General features: G+C 66.0%; 25 protein-coding genes. 17 read left to right on the top strand and 8 right to left on the bottom strand.

Annotation, left to right across the window (positions count from 1 at the left end):
- The first annotated feature begins 29 nt into the window (after positions 1-29).
- Positions 30-392 (top strand): hypothetical protein, encoded by a 363-nt coding sequence (locus AQZ49_RS15255; RefSeq protein ID WP_067617357.1) that lies wholly within the window; start codon positions 30-32, stop codon positions 390-392.
- Between the two features lie 106 nt (positions 393-498).
- On the opposite strand, the gene typA is transcribed toward AQZ49_RS15255, so the two are convergent.
- A complete protein-coding gene (gene typA / locus AQZ49_RS15250; RefSeq protein WP_067617354.1) occupies positions 499-2,343 on the bottom strand; it encodes a translational GTPase TypA in 1,845 nt (614 codons plus the stop codon).
- A gap of 279 nt (positions 2,344-2,622) precedes the next feature.
- On the opposite strand from typA, the gene AQZ49_RS15245 reads away from it, so the two are divergent.
- The gene (locus tag AQZ49_RS15245) at positions 2,623-3,093 is read left to right on the top strand and encodes a DUF805 domain-containing protein (protein ID WP_067617351.1); all 471 of its coding nucleotides are present in this window, start codon (positions 2,623-2,625) and stop codon (positions 3,091-3,093) included.
- A 13-nt stretch (positions 3,094-3,106) separates the two neighbouring features.
- Positions 3,107-3,526 carry a DUF805 domain-containing protein gene (locus tag AQZ49_RS15240; protein WP_067617348.1) on the top strand — a complete coding sequence of 140 codons (420 nt, stop codon included), beginning with the start codon at positions 3,107-3,109 and terminating at the stop codon, positions 3,524-3,526.
- A gap of 197 nt (positions 3,527-3,723) precedes the next feature.
- Here AQZ49_RS15240 and AQZ49_RS15235 read toward each other — a convergent pair whose 3' ends face one another.
- Positions 3,724-6,276, bottom strand: coding sequence for an ABC transporter permease (locus tag AQZ49_RS15235; RefSeq protein WP_231739262.1), 2,553 nt, complete (start codon positions 6,274-6,276; stop codon positions 3,724-3,726).
- Positions 6,273-6,962 carry an ABC transporter ATP-binding protein gene (locus AQZ49_RS15230; protein WP_067617345.1) on the bottom strand — a complete coding sequence of 230 codons (690 nt, stop codon included), beginning with the start codon at positions 6,960-6,962 and terminating at the stop codon, positions 6,273-6,275. Before AQZ49_RS15230 ends, AQZ49_RS15235 begins: the two co-directional genes overlap by 4 nt.
- A 55-nt stretch (positions 6,963-7,017) precedes the next feature.
- Here AQZ49_RS15230 and AQZ49_RS15225 point away from each other — a divergent pair, with 55 nt between their 5' ends.
- Positions 7,018-7,734, top strand: a complete 717-nt coding sequence (locus AQZ49_RS15225) for an arylesterase (protein ID WP_067617342.1) — start codon at positions 7,018-7,020, stop codon at positions 7,732-7,734.
- Here AQZ49_RS15225 and recF read toward each other — a convergent pair.
- Complete coding sequence (gene recF / locus AQZ49_RS15220; RefSeq protein WP_067617339.1) at positions 7,731-8,804, bottom strand: DNA replication/repair protein RecF; 1,074 nt, start codon at positions 8,802-8,804, stop codon at positions 7,731-7,733. The two genes, AQZ49_RS15225 and recF, sit on opposite strands and share 4 nt — an antisense overlap.
- 3 nt (positions 8,805-8,807) lie before the next feature.
- Positions 8,808-9,833 carry a phage shock protein operon transcriptional activator gene (gene pspF, locus AQZ49_RS15215; RefSeq protein WP_067617337.1) on the bottom strand — a complete coding sequence of 342 codons (1,026 nt, stop codon included), beginning with the start codon at positions 9,831-9,833 and terminating at the stop codon, positions 8,808-8,810.
- A 181-nt stretch (positions 9,834-10,014) separates the two neighbouring features.
- Between pspF and AQZ49_RS22605 the strand changes: the two genes are divergently transcribed.
- The 9 genes from AQZ49_RS22605 to AQZ49_RS15175 are packed head-to-tail and all read left to right on the top strand — an operon-like array spanning position 10,015 to position 14,418.
- The gene (locus tag AQZ49_RS22605) at positions 10,015-10,191 is read left to right on the top strand and encodes a hypothetical protein (protein ID WP_197411075.1); all 177 of its coding nucleotides are present in this window, start codon (positions 10,015-10,017) and stop codon (positions 10,189-10,191) included.
- Entirely contained in the window at positions 10,188-11,003 is an 816-nt protein-coding gene (pspA, locus tag AQZ49_RS15210; protein WP_067617334.1) for a phage shock protein PspA, read from the top strand. The genes AQZ49_RS22605 and pspA overlap by 4 nt, the downstream gene beginning before the upstream one ends.
- A gap of 3 nt (positions 11,004-11,006) precedes the next feature.
- Positions 11,007-11,312, top strand: coding sequence for an envelope stress response membrane protein PspB (pspB, locus tag AQZ49_RS15205; protein ID WP_067617331.1), 306 nt, complete (start codon positions 11,007-11,009; stop codon positions 11,310-11,312).
- Entirely contained in the window at positions 11,312-11,692 is a 381-nt protein-coding gene (pspC, locus tag AQZ49_RS15200) for an envelope stress response membrane protein PspC (protein WP_067617328.1), read from the top strand. The genes pspB and pspC overlap by 1 nt, the downstream gene beginning before the upstream one ends.
- Before the next feature lie 30 nt (positions 11,693-11,722).
- Positions 11,723-12,010, top strand: coding sequence for a hypothetical protein (locus AQZ49_RS15195; RefSeq protein WP_067617325.1), 288 nt, complete (start codon positions 11,723-11,725; stop codon positions 12,008-12,010).
- Between the two features lie 42 nt (positions 12,011-12,052).
- Entirely contained in the window at positions 12,053-12,295 is a 243-nt protein-coding gene (locus AQZ49_RS15190) for a hypothetical protein (RefSeq protein ID WP_067617322.1), read from the top strand.
- 10 nt (positions 12,296-12,305) lie between these two features.
- Positions 12,306-13,169 (top strand): CPBP family intramembrane glutamic endopeptidase, encoded by an 864-nt coding sequence (locus AQZ49_RS15185; protein WP_067617319.1) that lies wholly within the window; start codon positions 12,306-12,308, stop codon positions 13,167-13,169.
- A gap of 26 nt (positions 13,170-13,195) precedes the next feature.
- Positions 13,196-13,606, top strand: coding sequence for a SufE family protein (locus AQZ49_RS15180; protein ID WP_067617315.1), 411 nt, complete (start codon positions 13,196-13,198; stop codon positions 13,604-13,606).
- A complete protein-coding gene (locus AQZ49_RS15175) occupies positions 13,603-14,418 on the top strand; it encodes an MOSC domain-containing protein (protein WP_231739261.1) in 816 nt (271 codons plus the stop codon). Before AQZ49_RS15180 ends, AQZ49_RS15175 begins: the two co-directional genes overlap by 4 nt.
- Positions 14,419-14,422: 4 nt before the next feature.
- Here AQZ49_RS15175 and AQZ49_RS15170 read toward each other — a convergent pair whose 3' ends face one another.
- Both AQZ49_RS15170 and AQZ49_RS15165 read right to left on the bottom strand, forming a co-directional pair.
- Positions 14,423-15,109 carry a glutathione S-transferase gene (locus tag AQZ49_RS15170; RefSeq protein WP_067617309.1) on the bottom strand — a complete coding sequence of 229 codons (687 nt, stop codon included), beginning with the start codon at positions 15,107-15,109 and terminating at the stop codon, positions 14,423-14,425.
- Positions 15,110-15,173: 64 nt separating this feature from the next.
- Entirely contained in the window at positions 15,174-15,692 is a 519-nt protein-coding gene (locus tag AQZ49_RS15165; protein ID WP_067617751.1) for a sterol desaturase family protein, read from the bottom strand.
- A gap of 93 nt (positions 15,693-15,785) precedes the next feature.
- Between AQZ49_RS15165 and leuC the strand changes: the two genes are divergently transcribed.
- The 4 genes from leuC to AQZ49_RS15145 all read left to right on the top strand — a co-directional run bounded on the left by leuC (position 15,786) and on the right by AQZ49_RS15145 (position 19,154).
- Positions 15,786-17,222 (top strand): 3-isopropylmalate dehydratase large subunit, encoded by a 1,437-nt coding sequence (leuC, locus tag AQZ49_RS15160; protein WP_067617306.1) that lies wholly within the window; start codon positions 15,786-15,788, stop codon positions 17,220-17,222.
- A gap of 17 nt (positions 17,223-17,239) precedes the next feature.
- A complete protein-coding gene (locus AQZ49_RS15155; RefSeq protein ID WP_067617303.1) occupies positions 17,240-17,431 on the top strand; it encodes an LPXTG cell wall anchor domain-containing protein in 192 nt (63 codons plus the stop codon).
- A gap of 7 nt (positions 17,432-17,438) precedes the next feature.
- Positions 17,439-18,035 carry a 3-isopropylmalate dehydratase small subunit gene (leuD, locus tag AQZ49_RS15150; RefSeq protein ID WP_067617300.1) on the top strand — a complete coding sequence of 199 codons (597 nt, stop codon included), beginning with the start codon at positions 17,439-17,441 and terminating at the stop codon, positions 18,033-18,035.
- 120 nt (positions 18,036-18,155) lie between these two features.
- Complete coding sequence (locus AQZ49_RS15145) at positions 18,156-19,154, top strand: NADPH:quinone oxidoreductase family protein (RefSeq protein WP_067617297.1); 999 nt, start codon at positions 18,156-18,158, stop codon at positions 19,152-19,154.
- Positions 19,155-19,381: 227 nt separating this feature from the next.
- Here the strand turns inward: AQZ49_RS15145 and lpdA are convergent, their stop codons facing one another.
- On the bottom strand, positions 19,382-20,782 hold the full coding sequence (gene lpdA, locus AQZ49_RS15140; protein WP_067617294.1) for a dihydrolipoyl dehydrogenase: 1,401 nt from the start codon (positions 20,780-20,782) through the stop codon (positions 19,382-19,384).
- Between the last annotated feature and the right edge of the window lie 16 nt (positions 20,783-20,798).

Genomic DNA, 20,798 nt, shown 5'->3' with positions numbered 1-20,798 from the left:
GTGTGGTGCGCACCGCAGTGGAGCATGCCATGACGATCACCAGCAGCACATCGCCCTTTGCCGCCACCGAAAGCTATACCAATCAGTTGCTCAGCGCGGTCCAGCAGGCGGATACGACCGGCACCACCAGCGGCACGCCTGCCGTCGCAGCCTCTGCGGTGGCGTCATCCAGCACCCCGCCGACGACGACCGGCACCAGCGGCACGACGTCGACGCATCATGGGCACGGCCATCACCATCACGGCGGATCGGGCACCGGTTCGGCCACCAGCGCAACGAGCAGCCTGCTGTCTTCGCTCGGGGTGTCGAGCCCGACATCGACCGACAGCAGCGACACATCGAGCCCGACGACGGGCGCAGGCAATGGCGCGACGACCACGCTCTATCTCTGAGTGGCCGGTACGAAAGTCGGCTGTCGGCGACAAAGTGCGCCCGCCACCACACGCCCCCGACGCGCCATGAAAAAGGCCGCCCTGATCGGGGCGGCCTTTTGAGGGATCAGGCGGCTTCCTTGCGGCGGCCGGCTTTCTTGCGTTCGTTGGGGTCGAGGATCGCCTTGCGCAGGCGGATCGACTGCGGGGTCACTTCGACCATTTCATCGTCGTCGATATAGGCGATCGCCTGTTCCAGCGTCATCACCCGCGGCGGGGTCAGGCGGATCGCATCGTCCTTGCCGGTCGAGCGGAAGTTGGTCAACTGCTTGGATTTCAGCGGGTTGACTTCCAGATCGTCGGGCTTGGCGTTTTCGCCGATGATCATGCCTTCATAGACTTTTTCCTGCGGAGACACGAACAGCACGCCGCGTTCTTCCAGGCTGTTGAGCGCATAGCCCACCGCTTCGCCGGTCGAATTCGAGATCAGCACGCCGTTCTGGCGGCCTTCGATCGCGCCCTTGTGCGGGCCGTACTTTTCGAACAGGCGGTTCATGATCCCGGTGCCGCGCGTGTCGGACAGGAATTCGCCGTGATAGCCGATCAGGCCGCGCGAGGGCGCCGAAAAGGTGATGCGCGTCTTGCCCGCACCCGACGGACGCATGTCGGTCAGTTCGGCCTTGCGGCGCTGCATCTTTTCGACAACCGTGCCCGAATATTCGTCATCGACATCGATCAGCACGGTTTCATACGGTTCGGTGCGGGTGCCGTTCTCATCGGTGCCGAACAGCACGCGCGGGCGGCTGATGCCGAGTTCAAAGCCTTCGCGGCGCATCGTTTCGATCAGCACGCCCAATTGCAATTCGCCCCGCCCGGCCACTTCAAAGCTGTCCTTGTCGGCGCTTTCGGTCACGCGGATGGCGACATTGGTTTCGGATTCGCGGAACAGGCGGTCGCGGATCATGCGGCTGGTCACCTTGTCGCCTTCGCGGCCCGCAAACGGGCTGTCGTTGACGGCAAATCGCATCGCCAGCGTCGGCGGATCGATCGGCTGCGAATAGATCGCGGTGGTCACGCTGGGATCGGCGATGGTGTGCGCCACGGTCGCCTTTTCCAGGCCCGCCAGCGCGATGATGTCACCGGCCTGCGCTTCTTCGACGGGCACGCGTTCCAGCCCCTGGAACGACATCAGCTTTGACGCGCGGCCCACTTCGATGATCTTGCCATCGCGGTCGAGCGCGTGGATCGGCTGGTTGACGCGGATCTTGCCCGACTGCACGCGGCCGGTCAGCACGCGGCCCATGAAGTTGTCGCGGTCGAGCAGCGTGGCCAGAAAGCTGAACGGCGCATCGACGTCGAGGTTGGGCGCCGGCACGTGGCTGACGATCTTTTCGAACAGCGGGATCAGGTTGCCTTCGCGCGCATCCTGGTCTTCGCTGGCATAGCCGTTGCGGCCCGAGGCATAGAGCACGGGGAATTCAAGCTGTTCGTCGTTGGCTTCAAGGCTGACGAACAAGTCGAACACTTCGTCCAGCACTTCCTGCGGGCGGCCGTCGGCGCGGTCGATCTTGTTGACCACCACGATCGGCTTCAGCCCCAGCGCCAGCGCCTTGCCGGTCACGAACTTGGTCTGCGGCATCGCGCCTTCGGAACTGTCGACCAGCAGGATCACGCCATCGACCATGCTCAGGATGCGTTCAACCTCGCCGCCGAAATCGGCGTGGCCGGGGGTGTCGACGATGTTGATCCGGGTCAGGTCCTTGGTGACCGGGTGTTCCCATTCGACCGAGGTGCACTTGGCCAGAATGGTGATCCCGCGTTCCTTTTCGAGGTCGTTCGAATCCATCGCGCGTTCTTCGACCCGCTGGTTTTCGCGGAACGTGCCCGATTGGCGGAACAACTGGTCGACGAGCGTGGTCTTGCCGTGGTCGACGTGGGCGATGATCGCGATATTGCGCAGGGCGCTGGTCATCAAAAAGGCTTTCGCAAAAGGGCGGCGCTTGGGAGCCGGGGTCTTGTGGGGTCTGGCGCAAGCGAGTGGCAATGCCCGGCAAAGCCCGCAAGGGCGCACCACGCATCACCGGCGCGAGTGCCCGGTTGGGCGGGCCCATAGCGTTTTTTGTGCGCTGCGGCAAGCACGGGTTTTGGGGTAGACTCAAGGAATCAGCGTGGGAAGTGCTTGCGGTTGGTTGACTGATCTGGCCTATAGTCTGCGAGCATGGCAGGCGATACCTGCGGCAGGGGGATAGTCATGGACTATGTTGTGATGCCCTATCGGCGTTATGCTGATTTTTTGGGCCGATCGAGCCGAAAGGAATACTGGCTGTTCGTGCTGTTTGAGGTGGTGGTGTTTGTCGCTGTGTTTGTGGCGGTTGTGCCGACCATGATGGTTTCGCTCGGTTCCAGTAGGGACGCGCTGCTGGAAATTTTGAGCGGCGCTTTTTTTACGCGGCTGCCGGTCTATGCAAAGGTGTGTCTGGTCCTGTTCGGCCTGTTTGTGGTCGTGACGTTCATCCCCAGTCTCGCCCTGCAAGTACGGCGGCTCCACGATCAGAACCGGTCGGGCTGGTTCTTGCTGCTCGGCTTTATTCCGGGAGGTACAATCATTTCCCGCCTTGGCAATTTGGTGTTGTTGGTGTTCATGTGCATCAAGGGCACGCGCGGGCCCAATCGGTTTGGTCCCGATCCCTGTGACCCCTACAGCGCCGACGTATTCGACTGACAGGGGCGCCCCGATGATTGCATGGATGATTCTGCCCTATCGCCGCTATGCCGAATTTGCCGGGCGTTCGCGGCGGCGCGAATTCTGGTCGTTCTGGTTGTTGAACGTGCTGGTCTATGCCGTGTTTCTGGCCCTGTTTGGTCAGCGTTATGGTGTGTACCGGCCGGGTATCGACAGCGTCGGCATCCGGTTGAACGGGTTTTGGGGGGATGTCTACGGCGTGGTCTTTCTGGCAAGTCTGGTCCCGTTTCTGGCCGTCAGCGCTCGCCGTCTGCACGATCAGGATCGCAGCGGCTGGCTGCTGCTGCTGGTGCTAATACCGCTGCTCGGCTGGTTTGCACTTACGGTGCTGTGTCTGCTTGAAGGCACGACGGGCCCGAACCGCTATGGCCCCGACCCCAAACACCCGTTCGATACCGAGGCGTTCCGCTGAGGCCTCTTTGATCCTCCCCAGCATGGGGAGGGGGACCGCGCGCAGCGTGGTGGAGGGGCCTTGCGGCCAGGTAACATATTGGAAATACGCGAATCAAACCCCGTGGCTTGGTTCGTGGTCGCGCCGTTGTGCAATCCGGCGACGCCCCTCCACCACGCTTCGCGCGGTCCCCCTCCCCGTGCCGGGGAGGATTGGGGTCAGAGTTCGCGCAGGGTCCTGGCCGGGCGGGTGCGCAGCACGGCCAGCGATCCGCCGAGCGCCAGCGCCATCACCAGCGCCAGGCCCAGCGCCAGCACGCCCGCGATGCTGCCCCAGTCGGGCAACCAGGCAAAATCGAACAGCCTGACCACCACGGCCCAGGCGATGGCGGTGCCGAGCCCCAGCGCGACCAGCCCCAGGATCGCCGACAGCAGGCCATATTCGGCCAGCACCAGCGCCAGCAATTGCCGCCCGCTGGCGCCCAGCACGCGCAGGATCACCGTATCGTACTGGCGGCTGGCGCGTTGCGCGGCGATCGCGCCTGCCAGCACGGCCAGCCCGGCCAGCACCGCGACCGAGGCGGCGGCGAGCACGGCCACCCCAACTTGCGCCAGGATCGCGCGCGCCTGCCCCAGCACCGGGCCGACCTCGATCACCGAACTGGCCGGCAGCGCGCGCACCAGCGATGACAGGATGGCGCGGCGCACCGCGGGCGTGCGGTCGGCGCCGGGCAATTCGACCGTCGCGGCCAGATTGTGCGGCGCGTCGGCAATCGCGTTGGGGCTGAACACCATGACATAGTTGAACCCGAACGAATCCCAGTCGATCCGCCGGAACGAGGCGATCGTCGCGCTGCGTTCGGCACCCAGCAGCGATATGGTGATGCGGTCGCCCAGATGGAGGCCCAGTGTCTTGATCAGGCTTTCATCGACCGACACCAGCGGGGGGCCGCGATAATCGCGCGGCCACCAGTGGCCTTGCGTCACCACATTGCCCTGCGGCACGCTGTCGGCATACGTCAGCCCGCGATCGCCGCGCAGCACCCAGGCATCGTCGGGGATGGTCTTCAGATCGGCCACCCGGGTCATGTGCGCGGGCGCGCCATAGGCCAGGATCGATCCGCGCAGCGCGGGCACGGTGCGCACCGTGGCGCCCGGCGCATTGTGCGCCACCAGCGTGCGAAACGTCGCCTCGCTGTCGCGCGGCACGTCGAGCACGAAATAGTCGGGCGCGCGCGCCGGCACCCGCCGCGCGATATTGCCGTCGAGGCTGGTTTCCACCCCCGCCAGCACGACAAAGGCCGACAGCGCAAAGCCCAGCGCCACCACCAGCGCGGGGGTCTGCGCGCCGGGCCGGTGCAGATTGGCCAGCGCCATCCGCGCGATCGTGCCCTTTGGCCGGGGCACATGCGCCGCCAGCCGGGTCAACCCCCAGCCCAGCAGCCCCAGCACGCCGAACAGCGCGGCAGACCCGCCAAGAAAGCCCAGCGCCAGCAAAGGCTGCGACGCGGGCAGCACCGCCAACGCGACAATCCCTGCCAATCCTGCCCCCACCGGCAGCGCCAGCGCCCGCCAGGGCAGGCCAAGCGGCACGATCTGTGCGCGCAAAAGCGCCATCGCGGGCCATGCCCGCGCGCGCAGCAGGGGGGGCGCGGCAAACGTCAGCGCGATCAGCAGGCCCTGCGCCGCCGCCGTGCCCAGTGCCAGCGGATCGATCACCAGCCCCGCCGAAATCGGCAGCACCCCGCGCAAGGCCAGCCCGATCAGCGGTGTCGCGGCAATTCCCAGCACCAGCCCCAGCGCAATCGCGATCACGCTGGCGATCACGATCTGCAGTGTGAACACCCGCGCGATGTCGGCACCTGTGGCGCCGAGAATTTTCAGCGTGGCGATCGTCCCGCGTCGCGCTTCCAGAAATCCGGTCACGCCATTGCCGATGCCGATCCCGGCGATCGCCAGCGCGGCCAGCGCCACCAGCGCCAGAAACTGCCCCATACGCGACACAAACCGGTCGAGCCCCGGCGCTGCGCGCGTACGATCGCGGAATTCGAAGCCCGAGGCGGGGAACGCGGCCTTGAATGCGGCAATGGTGTCCTGGGGTGCGGCACCCTGGGGCAGCGCCACGCGGTATTTCCACCGCGCCATCGTGCCGGTGGACACCAGACCGCTGTCGCGCAGCGCCTCGGCACTGATGATCACCGTCGGGCCCAGCGCAAAGCCTTCGCCCAGCCGGTCGGGCTCGTCACCGATCACCCCGCCGATCACCAGATCCGCAGCGCCGATGCGCAGATGATCGCCCACCGCCACGCCCAGCCGATCGGCCACGCCGGGCGCAATCCAGGCGTTGTGTCCTACCGGCGCGCCGGCCTGGCGTGTGGTGCCATCGGGCGCTGTCAGCGTGAACGTGCCATAAAGCGGCCAGTGCGCATCGACCGCTTTCAATTCGATCGGCACCGCGCCGCCATCGCCGCGCAGCGTCTGGGCCATGGCCTGCATCCGCACCCCGGCGGACACGCGCCCGGCGTGGGCGATCGCGGCATATTCGCGGGGGGACGCGGGGCGGGCAGCCACGGTAAATTCGGCATCGCCGCCCAGCATCGTCGCGCCGCGCGCGGTCAGTTCGCGGTCGATTGCCCCGGTCAACGTACCGATCGCCGCCAATGCCGCCGCGCCGAGCACCAGGCAGGCGGCAAGCAGCCGCAGGCCGCGAAATCGCCAATCGAGCCCGCGCCGGGCGATGCGCCAGGCCAGGCGCCACGACAGCCGGGTCACGCCGCCGTATCGCTGATCACGCGCCCGTCTTCCAGCCGCATCACGCGGCGGCACCGGCGCGCCAGCGCTTCGTCATGGGTGACCATGATCAGCGTTGCGCCCGCCGCCGCGCTGCGCGCAAACAGCAGGTCGGCCACTGCTTCGCCGGTCGTGTGGTCAAGATTGCCGGTCGGTTCGTCGGCAAACAGCAGCAAAGGAGCGGGTGCCAGCGCGCGGGCGATCGCCACGCGCTGCTGTTCGCCGCCCGACAGTTGCGCCGGGTAATGGTTCAGCCGGTGGCCGAGCCCGACCGCGATCAGTTCGTCACGCGCGCGCTCCATTGCGCCGTCAATTCCGGCCAGATCGAGCGGGGTGGCAACATTTTCCTGCGCGGTCATCGTCGGCAACAGGTGGAATGCCTGCAGCACGACCCCGATCCGCCCGCGTCGCGCGGTGGCCAGGCCATCCTCGTCGAGTGCCGAAAAATCCTGCCCGGCCACTTGCAAGGTGCCCGACCCGGCGCGCTCCAGCCCGGCCAGCACCGCCAGCAACGACGACTTGCCCGATCCCGAAGGGCCGAGCAGTGCCAGCGTCTCGCCGGGTGATACAGTCAGATCGATACCGTCGAGCACGGTCACGCGGGCCTCGCCCTGACCCAGCACGAGGCCGAGGTTGCGGGCGGTGATAATCGGGGGGGTGCTTGTCACGCCGCTGTCGTCGCATAGATAGGGGGACCCCTGCAAGTTCCCCGAAAGGCCTGCCATGCGTTTCCCACTCGTCGTCGCCCTGCTCGTGACGCTGGCCGGGTGCGGGCAGCACCAGCACGATGCGGCGCCCGACGCGCCCGATGCGGCGATGGTCGGCGCCGCCGACACCGCGCCCGCCGCCCCGCGCGCGGCGGTGCCCGCCGATGCGCCGGTGATCCTGGCCTTTGGCGACAGTCTCTATGCCGGGTATCGGCTCGATCCCAACGACAGCTATCCCGCGCAGCTTGAGGCCGCGCTCAACGCGGGCGGCGTGCCTGCGCGCGTGGTCAATGCCGGGGTGTCGGGCGATACCACGGCGGCCGCACTGCAACGGCTGGCCTTCACGCTCGACAACCAGCCGAAAAAGCCCGCGCTGGTAATGGTCGGGCTGGGCGGCAACGATATGCTGCGCGGGCTTCCCCCGGGCCAGACCCGCGCCAATCTGGAGGCGATCGTGTCCGCCATCGAAGCGCGACATATCCCCGTGCTGCTGACCGGCATGCTGGCGGGGCACAACCTGGGCCCCGATTACGTCGCCGCGTTCAACCCGATCTGGCCGCAACTGGCGCGCGAACACCACGCCGCGCTGGTGCCGTTCTTTGAACAGGCGGTGGTCGGCAACACTGCCTTGTTGCTCGACGACCATATCCACCCCAACCGCGCGGGCGTCGCCGCGATCGTGAAAGCGACCGAACCGACCGTGGCAGCGGCGTTGCGGGCGGCAACCGGCTAAGCCTGCTCGACCCGCCCGTCGACTACGCGCCAGCGAGTGGCGGGGGCGGGCAGGTCGGCGAACGGGGCGGGTTCGGTGCCGGTCATCCACACTTGCGCGCCCGATGCGGCCAGCCGGGCGTAGAGTGCGGCGCGGCGCAGCGGATCGAGGTGCGCGGCGATTTCGTCCAGCAGCAGCAGGCGCGGGCGTTGACTGTCGCCCAGCGCGGCATGGGCCAGCACAATGCTGATCAGCATCGCCTTTTGTTCGCCGGTCGAACATTGCGCGGCCGGCGCTGCCTTGGCCGCCATCGTCACCTCCAGATCGTCGCGGTGCGGCCCGATCAGCGTGCGCCCGGCCGCGCGGTCGCGGCGGCGCCCTGATTTCAACAAATCGGCCAGCGCCGCGGAACTGTCGGGCGTCTCTCCCTGATAGGCCAGCACGGGCCGCGCGAACGGGCCCTCGGGCTCGGCCGCGATCGCCGCGTCCAGCCCGGCCACCAGCGCGCGGCGTCCGGCCGCCAGCGCCGCGCCGGTCTGCGCCAGTTGCGCCTCGATCGCGTCGAGCCAGCCCGGATCGGGCTCTGCGGGTTCGGCCAGCAGGCGGTTGCGCTCGCGCAAGGCGGTGTCATAGCGCGTGGCCAGCCGCGCATGGCCGGGATCGCCGGCCAGCACCAGCCGGTCGAGAAAACGCCGCCGTGCACCCGCGCCTTCGGCAAACAGCCGGTCCATTGCCGGGGTCAGCCAGGTGATCGACAGCCATTCGGCCAGCCGGTTGGCAGGCCCCTCGGCGCCGTTGATGCGCACGGTGCGGCGGCCCGGCGCATCGGGCGCGGTGGCGGTGCCCAGCGCCAGCGCACCCTGTTCCAGCTCTGCCGCGATGGCAAAGCCGCCGGCGCCCTGCGCCGCCGCCATCTCGGCAATCTGCGCGCGGCGCAGCCCGCGTCCGGGCGCCAGCAGGCTGATCGCTTCGAGCACGTTGGTCTTGCCTGCGCCGTTTTCACCGGTCAGCACGTTGAACGCCGCCATCGTGTCGAGCCGGGTCGCGGCATGATTGCGAAAATCGCGCAAGGTCAGGCGGGTCAGCGCCAAAGTTCAGGCCCTGTCGATCAGGCCGTGGCGACGCAGCGCGTGGCGCAACTGGTCATAGCTGAGGCCCAGCGCCTTGGCCGTCTGGCGCTGGTTGAACCGGTGACGGGCCAGATGGTGCTCGATGATCGCGCGTTCGTGGCCATCGACTGCAGCGCGCAAGTCGGTCACCGTGTCGAGATCGGTCGCAGCCGGGGCGGCGGTCACGGCGGCGGCCGGTGCCGTTGACGCGGTCAGTTCGGTCTGGCCGACCGGTTTCCACGGCGAATCGAACGGGTCGAACTGCACCGCGTCGATCGGGCGCGCCGGGTTGTCCCAGCGATAGACCGCGCGTTCGACCACATTGCGCAATTCGCGCACATTGCCCGGCCAGGGATGCGCTTCCAGTGCCTGGCACAGCGCGTCGGAAAACCCCGGCCAGGTGTCCCAGCCCAGTTCTGCCGCCATGCGACGCCCGAAATGGTCGGCCAGCACGGCAATATCGCCCTCGCGCACGCGCAACGGGGGCAGGGTGATCACCTCGAAACTCAGCCGGTCGAGCAGATCAGGCCTGAACCGTCCGGTGCGGGCCATGCGTGGCAGGTCTTCATTGGTGGCTGCGACGATCCGCACATCGACGCGCAAGGGGCGTGACGATCCGATGCGCGACACTTCGCCATATTCGACCACGCGCAACAGGCGTTCCTGCGCCGCCATCGACAGCGTGCCGAGTTCGTCAAGGAACAACGTGCCCCGGTCGGCCTCTTCAAACCGCCCGGCGCGCGCGCGCGATGCGCCGGTGAACGCGCCCGCTTCGTGGCCGAACAGTTCGGCCTCGATCAGCGTTTCGGGCAACGCGGCGCAATTCATCGTTACCAGCGGTTCCTGCCAGCGGGCCGAGAGGTGGTGCAGGCGTTCGGCGATCAGTTCCTTGCCGGTGCCGCGTTCGCCGATCACCAGCACCGGGCGGCGCAGCGGTGCGGCGCGGCTGGCGCGTTCCACCGCATCGAGAAAGGGGCTGGCCTGGCCGATCAGTTGCGTGGCGCGATCCATTGCCAAGGAATAGCAGAATTTCCCAAGCATGGGCAATATTTCCCATGTGGCGAAGGTGCATTTTGGGCGAAAACCACGCAATTGCGCGCCTTTTCCGGTTTGGCACGCCTCGTGCAGATACTTCGACGTAGCCCAGACGGGCACCTGACCATACGTGATCTTGTTCTCAAGGAGACAGGTTGTGACTGACACCGCTCGCTTCATCGCTTCGCCGCTTGGCCGCGCCGCCCTGGCCAGCATTCTGGCGCTCAGCGCGTTGAGCGGCCTGGCCTATGCGCGCCCCGCCACGCCGCATCATGCCGGGGTGTTCCCGACCGTGGTGGCCAGCCCCGCCGCGATTACCGGCGAACTCGCATGACCACGCCGCCTGTCCCGCTTTCGCGGCTTGATCGCGCCATCGCCGCAAGGCAGCATGCGACGCTCGATCAAGGTGCGAACGGAGCGGGCATGACCCAATCCCGCCGCCCTAGTTACGGAGCATTGCCCATGGGTATCTTTTCGCGCACCCGCGATATCATCGCCGCCAATTTCTCCGACCTGATCGAACGCGCCGAAGACCCGGTGAAGATGATCCGCATGATCATCCTCGAAATGGAGGAAACGCTGGTGGAAGTGCGCGCCTCGGCCGCGCGCAGCATCGCCGATCAAAAGGAAATGCAGCGCCATGTCGACCGGCTCGACCGGTTGCAGGCCGATTGGGGCGACAAGGCGCAACTGGCGCTGACCAAGGGGCGCGAGGATCTGGCCCGCGCCGCGCTGATCGAAAAGAAGAAGGCCGCCGACATGGGCAGCCAGTTGCGCGGCGAAATGGGCGTGCTGTCGGATTCGCTGCGCGCCTATGAGGCTGATATCGAAAAGCTGCAGACTCGCCTGCGTGAAGCGCGCAGCCGCCAGACTGCAATTGCCGCCAGGCTTGAATCGGCGGAAAACCGCGTGCGCCTGCGCAAGCTGATGACCAGCGAGCGGGTCGACGAGGCGCTGGCCCGGTTCGACCATCTCGAACGCCGTGTCGATGATGCCGAAGGCCGCGCCGACGCGCTCGATCTGGCCGGGGCCAAGCCCACGCTGGCCGACGAGATCGCCGCGCTGGCCAGCGAAGACAAGATCGACGAGGAACTGGCCGCGATGAAGCGCGCGCTGGGCAAGTCCGACACCGGCAAGGAGGGTTGAGCCATGGATTCCGGAGATGTTGTCGGATTGATCGCGATCGTATCGCTGTTCATCTTTCTGCCGTGGATCATCCTGCATTATGTCACAAAGTGGAAAACGGCGGCGACGCTGACCACCGGTGACGAGGCGCTGCTCGACGAACTCTATCGCGTGGCGCGCCGGCTCGAAGACCGCATGACCACGGTCGAACGGCTGGTCGCCGCAGACCATCCCGAATTCCGTCCGCTGGGCCGCACGGCGCCAAGCGACACCGAGGAACCGCTCAGCCTGCTGGAACGCCAGCTTGCTGCCAAGAAGGGGGTACGCTGATGAACGCCGCTCGCACCAGATTCTATCGCGACAAGGCCAATGGCAAGTTCATGGGGGTCTGCGCCGGGATTGCCGATTACACCGGGTTTGAAGTGCTGTGGGTGCGGCTGGCAGTTGTGGTCGCCACCGTCTGCGGCATGGGATTTGTCCCGGTGATCTATCTTGCACTCGGCTTTTTGTCGCATGACAAGCCCAACAGCCTTTATGCCGATGCGGAAGAACAGAAATTCTGGCAAGGTGTGCGCCAGTCGCCCACCCGTACGGCCCGCGAAGTGCGCGCCCAGTTCCGCGATATCGACCGTCGGCTGGCCGAAGTCGAAGCGTTCTATGTCTCGTCCAATCCCCGCCTTTCGGCAGAGATTGAAAACTTGCGCGGCTGAGGCCCGTCACACGTTCCGGGGGAAACAGGCATGCACAACTCATTCGTCGATCTTGTCGCCACGCTCGCAGTGTTCAGCATTCCGATCACTGCGATCGTGGCCGGGCACCGCACCAAGATGGCCAAGTTGCGGATCGAGGCCGACAGCCGCTTCGACCACCAGGCCAACGACCGCATCGCCGCGCTGGAAGACCGCATCCGCGTGCTGGAACGCATCGTCACCGATCGCGGCAGCAACCTGGCCCAAGAGATCGAGGCGCTGCGCGGGGCCGATGCCCCCACACCGCTGCATGATGCCAGGGCCACGGCGGCGCGGTAAACCACCCATCAGCGCCAAGACGACGCAAGAAGGATCACCTCCATGGATTTCTGGCTGGCCATCGTTGCCATTGTCGCCATCACCTCGATCGCCAAAGTGCTGCGCAGCCGCCATCTCGCGATGGCGCGGATCGAGGCGGCACGCGGCGACAACACCGAAAATGCCGCGCTTGCCCGCGAAGTTGCGGCGCTCAACAGTCGCGTCGCGGTGCTCGAACGCATCCTGACCGATAACCGCAGCAGCCTCAATCTCGCGCACGAGATCGACGCGCTGCGCGATCGCTGAGGGGCACGGCATGTGGTCCCGGATTGTCCATTTTCCGCTTGTCCTGTTGCTGATCGAAGCGGTGGCGGTGATCGGCGTGGCGGTGCTGATTTCGGTCGGTGCGCATGCGCTGCATATGCCCAAGGGGCTGTTCAGCGTGCTCGCCGCGCTGGTTTTTGCCGCGACCAACATCGGTTTGTGGAAACTCTTGCAACATCGGCTGGAACGGCGCGTCGATCGCGAATTCGCAAGGTCGGGCGCGCTGCGTGAAGCGGCGGCGGGGCTGGCGTGCGGGATCGCGCTGTTCAGCGTGATGGCGGGCACGGTTGCGCTGATGGGCGGGCTGACCTTTGGCGGGGTGCGCGGCTGGCTCAGCCTGGGCAGCCTGGGCTCGATGCTGGCGCTGGCGATCACCAGCGGGGTGTTTGAAGAAACGCTGTTTCGCGGCGTGCTGTTTCGCCATGTCGAAACGATGCTGGGCACCTGGGCGGCGCTGCTGATCACTGCCGGGTTTTTTGGCGCCGCGCATCTGCTCAATCCCGGTGCAACCTGGTTTGCCGCGCTGGCGATCACCATGGAGGCGGGCATCCTGCTGGGTGCGGCCTATATGTTGACGCGGCGGCTGTGGCTGGCAGTGGGCGTCCATGCCGGGTGGAATTTCGCGCAGGGCTGGGTGTTTTCGGCGCCGGTTTCGGGCGGCGAGGCGCCGCAGGGCCTGCTGATCACCATGCGTTCGGGGCCGGACTGGCTGACCGGCGGGGCGTTCGGGCTGGAAGCGAGCGCGGTGGCGATGGTGGTGGCGACGATCGCCGGGCTGATCGTGCTGGTCATCGCGGTGCGGCGCCATGGCACGGTGGCGCCGATGTGGATCGCCCCAAAAACCGGTTCCAACTGACCGGGCGAGGCGTTAGAGCGCGGGGCATGCGCACGCTTGATGATATCTATGACGAATATGAATTCCTCGATGGCGATGATCGCTATCGCCTGCTGATCGAACTGGGGCGAGCGCTTGAGCCGATGCCAGATGCGCTCAAGGCCGATGCCACGTTGGTGCGCGGCTGTTTGGCCAAAGTTTGGGTGTATCCTCTCGAATCTGGCGACGATCGGTTGCACTTTCTTGCCGACAGCGAATCCCCGTTTACAAAGGGGATGATCGCGCTCGTACTAGCCGTTGTACAAGATAGGCCTGCGTCCGAGGTCGCAAAAACCGACATAACTGGTGTGCTGGAGCGGTTTGGTTTGACGCGCCAATTGTCGTCGAGCCGGACCCAAGGTTTGCCCAACATGATCGCGCTGGTGCAGCAACACGCTGCGCGGATCGCCGGGGGATGACCATGCGAATCGTCGCGCTGCACCGCTATCCGGTCAAATCGCTGGGCGGGCAGGCGCTCGATGCAGTGCCGGTCGAACCGCGCGGGCTCGCCGGCGACCGGCGCTGGATGATGGTAACGCCCGAGGGCCGCTTTCTGACCCGGCGCGAAGTGCCCATGATGGCCCATGTCGGCGCCACCTGGACTGGATCGGGAATCGTGCTGTCGCACCCCGGTGCCGGGGATCTGGCGGTTGGCGACCCTGTGGCGGGTGACGCCATGCCGGTGCGGGTGTGGGGCGATACGGTTATCGCGACAGATGCGGGCGATACGGCGGCGCACTGGCTGTCGGACCGGTTCGCGCGGCCGGTGCGGCTGGTGCACATGCCCGAAACGGTGGTGCGCCCGGTCGATGCGGATTATGGCCGCGATGGCGATCAGGTCAGTTTTGCCGACGGGTTTCCGTTGCTGGTGACGGTGGTCGAATCGCTCGATGCGCTAAATCGCGCCCTGGCCAGCCCGGTGACGATGGCGCGGTTCCGCCCCAATCTGGTGATCGCGGGCGCCCCCGGTGCTTTTGCCGAAGACGGCTGGCAGGCCTTGCGGATCGGCGATGTGACCTTGCGCGTGGTCAAGCCATGCACCCGCTGCGTGATCACCACGCAAGATCCCGACAGCGGCGAAGTGGTGACGAAAATGGAACCGCTGCGCACGTTGATGGCGATGGGCCGTGTGATGCCCGGGCCCCGGCCAGAACCGATCTTTGGCCAGAACGCGATTCCCGATGGCGCCGGCACGATCGCCGTGGGCGATGCGGTTGTGGCAACGCGATAGCGGTCTAGGCTGACATCGTGATGCGGTGCTTGACGCTAGGGCGTTCGCACATCCTGGCATACCAGGCGATCAGGGCCTCGCACTGCGCAGGTACCGGCAATTTCACGATTCCGGCAAATATCAGGCCGCCGATGACCGTGATGTCGGCCATCGAGAAGGCTTCTCCGGCGACGAACGGCTGTACGCGCAGGATGCTGTCGAAATAATGCATCCCCCTGACGGCTTTGTCGCGCTGGCGCAGGCCCCACTCGGCGTTCTGATAGACTTCGACAAGCGGACCAAGCCCGGGCGTGGCATGGTGGAAATAGACGCTGATGGCGTCGAGCAGTTCCAGCTCGGCGCGCTTGTTCATCATGTGGATCAGGCCTCTTTCGCGCGGCGTCGTACCCGTCAGGACGGGATTGCCATCGAGCCAGTCCAGATATTCGCTGATCGCGGTGCACTCGGCGATCAGCGTGCCGTCGTCGAGTTCGAGCACCGGCAGCGTGCCCGAATAGTTCTTGCTGGCGATGAAGTCGGGCTGTTTGTGTTCGCCCTTCAAAAGATCGACCAGTTCGAACCGCACGCGCGATTGCAGGTTTTTCTCACCCAACGCGATCCGCACGCGCGCTGGATAGGGCCCCTGCGGAAAATCGTAGATCGTCATCATGGGCCGCACGGTCGGGTCGAAGGGCGTGAAAGAGGCCGTCATGGGTGCACCCTATCTGGCCCATCGGCCAGATCCAAGCGGGCATTGCCTGCGCGATCGACAGGCTTCAGATCGCGTCACGCACTTTGGCGATGCCTGCTTCGCGCTGGGCCTTCAGTTCGCGCTTCAACACTTTGGGATCGCGCGCAAACACAAAGCCGAAGCTGACGCCGCCATCCTTGCCTTCGGTGGCATGGTGCAGCTTGTGCGCCTGGACCAGCCGCATCGGATAGCCGCCGCGCGGGACATAGCGGAACCAGCGCTGGTGGACGATGCCGTCGTGGATCAGCGTGTAGATCGCGCCATAGACCATCACGCCCAGCCCGATCCAGGTGCCCGGCCACCACGCCAGCGCGCCCACCACGAGCGGGCTGCCGATCATGAAAAAGCTGATCGAGATCGCCGCGCCGACCACGGCATAGAGATCGTTCTTTTCGAAAAATCCGTCGTGGCGTTCGTGATGATCGCGGTGCCAGCCCCAGCCGAACCCGTGCATGACGTATTTGTGGCTGGACCACGCGACCAGCTCCATCGCCACGGCGGCGGTCAGGACGATTGCTGCGCGGATGAGGATCGCGGTGAACATGATGGCCGCGCTATAGCGGGCGATCGGTCGATTGACCATGCCACGCGCAAAGCCTGCCTTGAAATGCAACGCGGGTAGGCTTACCGCCAGACCATGGCTACGACGAACCCGCGCACGCTTTACCAGAAAATCTGGGATGCTCATGTTGTTGAACGCCGCGATGACGGCACCTGCCTGATCTATATCGATCGGCATCTGGTCCATGAAGTGACCAGCCCGCAGGCGTTCGAGGCGCTGCGACTCGCCGGGCGCAAAGTGCGGCGGCCCGATCTCACGCTGGCGGTGCCCGATCACAATCTGCCCACCACCGCGCGGCGTGATGCGGCGGGGCAGCGCATTGCGATCAAGGATGCGCAAAGCGCGCAGCAGCTTGCCGCGCTGGAGGCCAATGCGCCCGCGTTCGGCATCCGCTATATCGGCGATGCCGATCGCGAACAGGGCATTGTTCATGTGGTCGGCCCCGAACAGGGCTTTTCGCTGCCCGGCGCGACGATCGTGTGCGGTGACAGCCACACCGCCTGCCATGGCGGGCTGGGCGCGCTGGCGTTCGGCATCGGCACCAGCGAAGTCGAACACGTGCTGGCAACGCAAACGCTGCTGCTGAAGCAGTCGAAAGCAATGGAAGTGCGCGTCGAGGGCGATCTGGGGCCGGGGGTCACGGCCAAGGATCTGGTGCTGCATATCACCGGCGTGCTCGGCGCGGCGGGCGGCACCGGCTATGTCATCGAATATACCGGCTCGGCCATTCGTGCGCTGTCGATCGAGGGGCGCCTTACGGTGTCGAACATGGCGATCGAGCACGGCGCGCGCGCGGGCCTGATTGCGCCCGACGAGGCGACCATCGCTTATGTCAAAGGGCGCCCTTATGCGCCCAAGGGTGCCGACTGGGATGCCGCCGTGGCCTGGTGGCGCAGCCTGGCCACCGATCCCGGCGCCCGCTATGACAAAGTCGTGGTGATCGATGCCGCGCAGATCGTGCCCAGCGTGACCTGGGGCACCAGCCCCGAAGACGTGGTGCCGATTACCGGCGTGGTGCCTGCGCCCGACAGCTTTGCCGACGCGTCAAAGCGCGAGGCGGCGGCCAAGTCGCTGGCCTATATGGGGCTGGAACCGGGGCAGCCGCTGAATGCAGTCGAAATCCAGAACGTGTTCATCGGCAGTTGCACCAACAGCCGGATCGAGGATCTGCGCGCTGCCGCCGCCGTGTTGCGCGGTCGGCACAAGGCGCCGGGCGTCAAATGGGCGATCGTCGTGCCGGGGTCGGGGCTGGTCAAGGCGATGGCCGAGGCCGAAGGGCTGGACCAGGTGTTTGTCGAGGCGGGCTTTGAATGGCGCGAACCGGGCTGTTCGGCGTGCCTGGGGATGAACCCCGACAAAGTTCCGGCGGGCGAGCGTTGTGCATCGACCAGCAACCGCAACTTCGTCGGGCGGCAGGGCCCGGGCGCGCGTACCCATCTGGTCAGCCCGGCGATGGCCGCTGCCGCGGCGGTCGCCGGTCATCTGACCGACGTGCGCGATCTGGTTTGTTGAGCAAGGGAGTAACCCGCGTGAGCAAGAAGGAAAATGCCCCGGAAACGCCGGCCACCGGCACCGGATCGTGGTCTGGCGCCGCTGCGATCGCGGGCGCCGCGATCGGATCGGCGGCCGTGACCGCCGCGCTGCTCTATGCCTCGCGCCGCAAGGACCGGAGCGACAAGGCCAAGGCGCCGTTGCCGACGCTTCCCCCCGAAACCGACTGAGCGATCCATGGAACCTGTTACCACGATCGACGGCCGCGCCTATCCGTTCGGCCAGAAGAACGTCGATACCGATGTGATCATCCCGTCGCACTGGCTCAAGACGATCACCCGCGAAGGGCTGGGGCGCGGCGCGTTCGAAAGCCTGCGTACCGATCCCGACAACCTGTTCGACAGCGCCGAATTTTCCGGTTCGCCGATTCTGGTCGCGGGCGACAATTTCGGCTGCGGGTCCAGCCGTGAACATGCCGCCTGGGCGCTGCTCGATCTGGGTGTGCGCGCGGTGATCGCGCCGTCGTTTTCCGACATCTTTTCGGGCAACGCGTTCAAGAACGGCATCCTGACGGTGGTGCTGCCGCAGGATGCGGTCGACCGGCTGGCCGAAGTGGCGCGGACCCAGCCGATCCATATCGATCTGGAACAGCAGACGGTGACCACGCCGTTTCAGGACCGGTTTGCTTTCGACATCGATCCGTTCCGCAAGAATTGCCTGCTCAACGGGCTCGACGAAGTCGGGCTGACGCTGGCGCAAAGCGATGTGATCGGCGTGTTCGAAGATCGCGTGCGGGCGGAACGGCCTTTTCTGGCCACGGGTGTCGCGGCTTAAATGGTCGATTAAATTGCTTTTCAACGCGGCCAAATGTTGGCACGAAAAGGGCGTCCGTTGCGGGCGCCCTTTGTCGTTGGGGGTGCCGCGCGCCACTACACAATATCCGGGAGATCATGCATGAAAGCCTTGCTCAGCCACGCCGCCGGCGGCCCCGAAACGCTGGTGCTCGATAACCTGCCCGATCCGGTGGCGGGGCCGGGGCAGGTCGTGGTCGCGATCAAGGCCTGTTCGATCAACTTTCCCGACGCGCTGATGATTCGCGATCTCTATCAGTTCCGCCCGGCGCGGCCGTTTGCACCGGGTAGCGAGATCGCGGGGGTGATCACCGCGCTGGGTGAAGGGGTCACTGGCTGGGCGGTGGGCGACCGGGTGATCGGACTGATTGGCAGCGGCGGCCTGGCCACCCACGCCGTGGTCGAACAGGGGCGACTGTTCGCGCTGCCCGACGGTGTCGACTACGACACCGGTGCGGCGCTGTTGATGACGTATGGCACCAACTATCACGGGCTGGTCGATCGCGGGCACATCAAGGCGGGCGATGTCGTGCTGGTGCTGGGCGCGGCCGGCGGTGTCGGGCTGGCGGCGGTCGAACTGGCCAAGGCATTCGGTGCGCGCGTGATCGCTGCCGTATCGTCGGAGGAAAAGGCCGCGCTGGTGCGCGAGGTCGGGGCCGACGATGTGGTGATCTACGGCCGGGGGCCGTTCGACAAGGCGCAGTCAAAGGAGCTGGCCGATGCGTTCAAGACCGCGTGCGGGCCCAATGGCGCCAATATCATCTATGACGTGGTCGGCGGCGACTATTCCGAACCCGCCTTGCGCGCGATCGCCTGGGAAGGGCGTTTTCTGGTGGTCGGTTTCCCCGCCGGGATCGCGCGGCTGCCGCTCAACCTGACCTTGCTGAAATCGTGCGATGTCTGCGGGGTGTTCTGGGGCGCGTTCACCGCGCGCGAACCGGCGCGGTTCAAGGCCGAGGTCGCCGACTTGTTCGCCATGCTGACCGATGGACGGATCAATCCGCGTATCTATGCGCGCTATTCGCTCGATCGCGGGGCAGAGGCGATCGCCAGCCTGGAAAACCGCCAGGCGGTGGGCAAAGTCGTCGTCGAGATTGGTTGAGGTGTAGAATGGGCCACCCGGTTGTCCGGGTGGCCCGATCCCTGCCGTGGACGAGGAGGGAAAGTTGTCTGTCCTGCTTTGGGACAGGCTGTGCTGTGTCTCGTAACCGACAGGACCGCAGCCGTCCCCCAAAAAAGCGCCAATACCCACCACTTCGAACCAAATAGATAGACAAAACCCCGGCGCAACCGAAGTTGCGCCGGGGTTTTGTGTAATTTGTGCGAAGATCAGGCGTGGATCGGCTTGCCGGTTACCGCCATGGCCGCTTCTTTCAACGCCTCGGAATGCGTCGGATGGGCGTGACAGGTATAGGCGATATCTTCGCTGGTGGCGCCGAATTCCAGCGCCAGCGCGGCTTCGGCGATCATCGTTCCGGCGACGCTGGCAATCGCCCATACGCCCAGCACGCGGTCGGTTTTCGCATCGGCGATCACTTTGACAAAGCCGTCGAATTCGCGATTGGTCTTGGCGCGGCTGTTGGCCAGCATCGGAAACTTGCCGACCTTGATTTCGCCCGCGGCGCGTGCGGCTTCTTCGGTCAGGCCGACACCGGCGAATTCGGGATTGGTATAGACCACGCCGGGGATCACCGCGTGGTTGACGATCCCGGTCAGCCCGGCGATGTTTTCGGCGACCGCAATGCCTTCGTCCTCGGCCTTGTGCGCCAGCATCGGGCCGGGGATCACATCGCCGATCGCCCACACGCCATCGACCGCGGTGCGGAAATCGTGGTCGGTTTCGATCTGTCCGCGTGCGTTGGGGACCAGCCCGATGGCATCGAGGCCCAGACCATCGGTGTTGGGCTTGCGCCCGATCGCCACCAGCACGACATCGGCGTCGAGCGTTTCCGACGCGCCGCCCGCCGACGGTTCCAGCGTCAGCACAGCCTTGCCGCCGGTGACTTCGACGCCGGTGACTTTGGTCGACAGCTTCAGCTCAAGACCCTGTTTCTTGAAGATCTTGGCGGCTTCCTTGCGCACATCGCCGTCCATGCCGGGCAGCAACTGGTCAAGATATTCGATCACGGTCACTTTTGCGCCCAGACGCCGCCACACCGAGCCGAGTTCCAGCCCGATCACCCCGCCGCCGATCACCGCAAGATGACCGGGGACTTTGTCGAGCGCCAGCGCGCCGGTCGAATCGACCACGATGCCGCCATCGTTGTCGATGACGACGCCGGGCAGCGGCGTGACCGACGATCCGGTGGCGATGACGATGTTCCTGGCGGTGACCCGCTCGCCGGCCACCGTCACGGTGTGCGCGTCGGCAAACGTGGCATGGCCCTTGAGCCAGGTGACCTTGTTCTTCTTGAACAGGAATTCGATCCCGCCGGTCAGTTCCTTGACGGCGGTCGCCTTTTCGCCCTGCAACACGCCAAGGTCGAGTTCGACTCCGGTGGTCTTGACGCCGAATTTGGCCATCGTGCCGTTGGCGGCCTCGTCATAGAGCTCCGACCCGTGCAGCAGCGCCTTTGACGGGATGCACCCGACGTTCAGGCACGTGCCGCCCAGCGTCGCGCGCCCTTCGGCGCAGGCGGTCTTCAACCCCAGTTGGGCGGCGCGGATCGCTGCCACATAGCCACCGGGGCCCGCACCGATCACCAGCACGTCGTAGTCGTATTCAGCCATTGCCATGGTCCTTTGC

The organism is Novosphingobium sp. FSW06-99 (assembly GCF_001519065.1).
Lineage (GTDB): Bacteria > Pseudomonadota > Alphaproteobacteria > Sphingomonadales > Sphingomonadaceae > Novosphingobium.
The sequence above is the reverse complement of the archived record's forward strand: the minus strand, read 5'-3'. Positions and strand labels throughout refer to the sequence as shown.

What these genes read in the sequence shown, in the direction of transcription:
- AQZ49_RS15255 (WP_067617357.1), top strand. Translation starts at nt 30, where the DNA reads ATGACGATCACCAGCAGCACATCGCCCTTTGCCGCCACCGAAAGCTAT.
- typA (WP_067617354.1), bottom strand. Translation starts at nt 2,343, where the DNA reads ATGACCAGCGCCCTGCGCAATATCGCGATCATCGCCCACGTCGACCAC.
- AQZ49_RS15245 (WP_067617351.1), top strand. Translation starts at nt 2,623, where the DNA reads ATGGACTATGTTGTGATGCCCTATCGGCGTTATGCTGATTTTTTGGGC.
- AQZ49_RS15240 (WP_067617348.1), top strand. Translation starts at nt 3,107, where the DNA reads ATGATTGCATGGATGATTCTGCCCTATCGCCGCTATGCCGAATTTGCC.
- AQZ49_RS15225 (WP_067617342.1), top strand. Translation starts at nt 7,018, where the DNA reads ATGCGTTTCCCACTCGTCGTCGCCCTGCTCGTGACGCTGGCCGGGTGC.
- pspF (WP_067617337.1), bottom strand. Translation starts at nt 9,833, where the DNA reads ATGGATCGCGCCACGCAACTGATCGGCCAGGCCAGCCCCTTTCTCGAT.
- pspA (WP_067617334.1), top strand. Translation starts at nt 10,188, where the DNA reads ATGACCACGCCGCCTGTCCCGCTTTCGCGGCTTGATCGCGCCATCGCC.
- pspB (WP_067617331.1), top strand. Translation starts at nt 11,007, where the DNA reads ATGGATTCCGGAGATGTTGTCGGATTGATCGCGATCGTATCGCTGTTC.
- pspC (WP_067617328.1), top strand. Translation starts at nt 11,312, where the DNA reads ATGAACGCCGCTCGCACCAGATTCTATCGCGACAAGGCCAATGGCAAG.
- AQZ49_RS15195 (WP_067617325.1), top strand. Translation starts at nt 11,723, where the DNA reads ATGCACAACTCATTCGTCGATCTTGTCGCCACGCTCGCAGTGTTCAGC.
- AQZ49_RS15190 (WP_067617322.1), top strand. Translation starts at nt 12,053, where the DNA reads ATGGATTTCTGGCTGGCCATCGTTGCCATTGTCGCCATCACCTCGATC.
- AQZ49_RS15185 (WP_067617319.1), top strand. Translation starts at nt 12,306, where the DNA reads ATGTGGTCCCGGATTGTCCATTTTCCGCTTGTCCTGTTGCTGATCGAA.
- AQZ49_RS15180 (WP_067617315.1), top strand. Translation starts at nt 13,196, where the DNA reads ATGCGCACGCTTGATGATATCTATGACGAATATGAATTCCTCGATGGC.
- AQZ49_RS15175 (WP_231739261.1), top strand. Translation starts at nt 13,603, where the DNA reads ATGACCATGCGAATCGTCGCGCTGCACCGCTATCCGGTCAAATCGCTG.
- AQZ49_RS15170 (WP_067617309.1), bottom strand. Translation starts at nt 15,109, where the DNA reads ATGACGGCCTCTTTCACGCCCTTCGACCCGACCGTGCGGCCCATGATG.
- AQZ49_RS15165 (WP_067617751.1), bottom strand. Translation starts at nt 15,692, where the DNA reads ATGTTCACCGCGATCCTCATCCGCGCAGCAATCGTCCTGACCGCCGCC.
- leuC (WP_067617306.1), top strand. Translation starts at nt 15,786, where the DNA reads ATGGCTACGACGAACCCGCGCACGCTTTACCAGAAAATCTGGGATGCT.
- leuD (WP_067617300.1), top strand. Translation starts at nt 17,439, where the DNA reads ATGGAACCTGTTACCACGATCGACGGCCGCGCCTATCCGTTCGGCCAG.
- AQZ49_RS15145 (WP_067617297.1), top strand. Translation starts at nt 18,156, where the DNA reads ATGAAAGCCTTGCTCAGCCACGCCGCCGGCGGCCCCGAAACGCTGGTG.
- lpdA (WP_067617294.1), bottom strand. Translation starts at nt 20,782, where the DNA reads ATGGCTGAATACGACTACGACGTGCTGGTGATCGGTGCGGGCCCCGGT.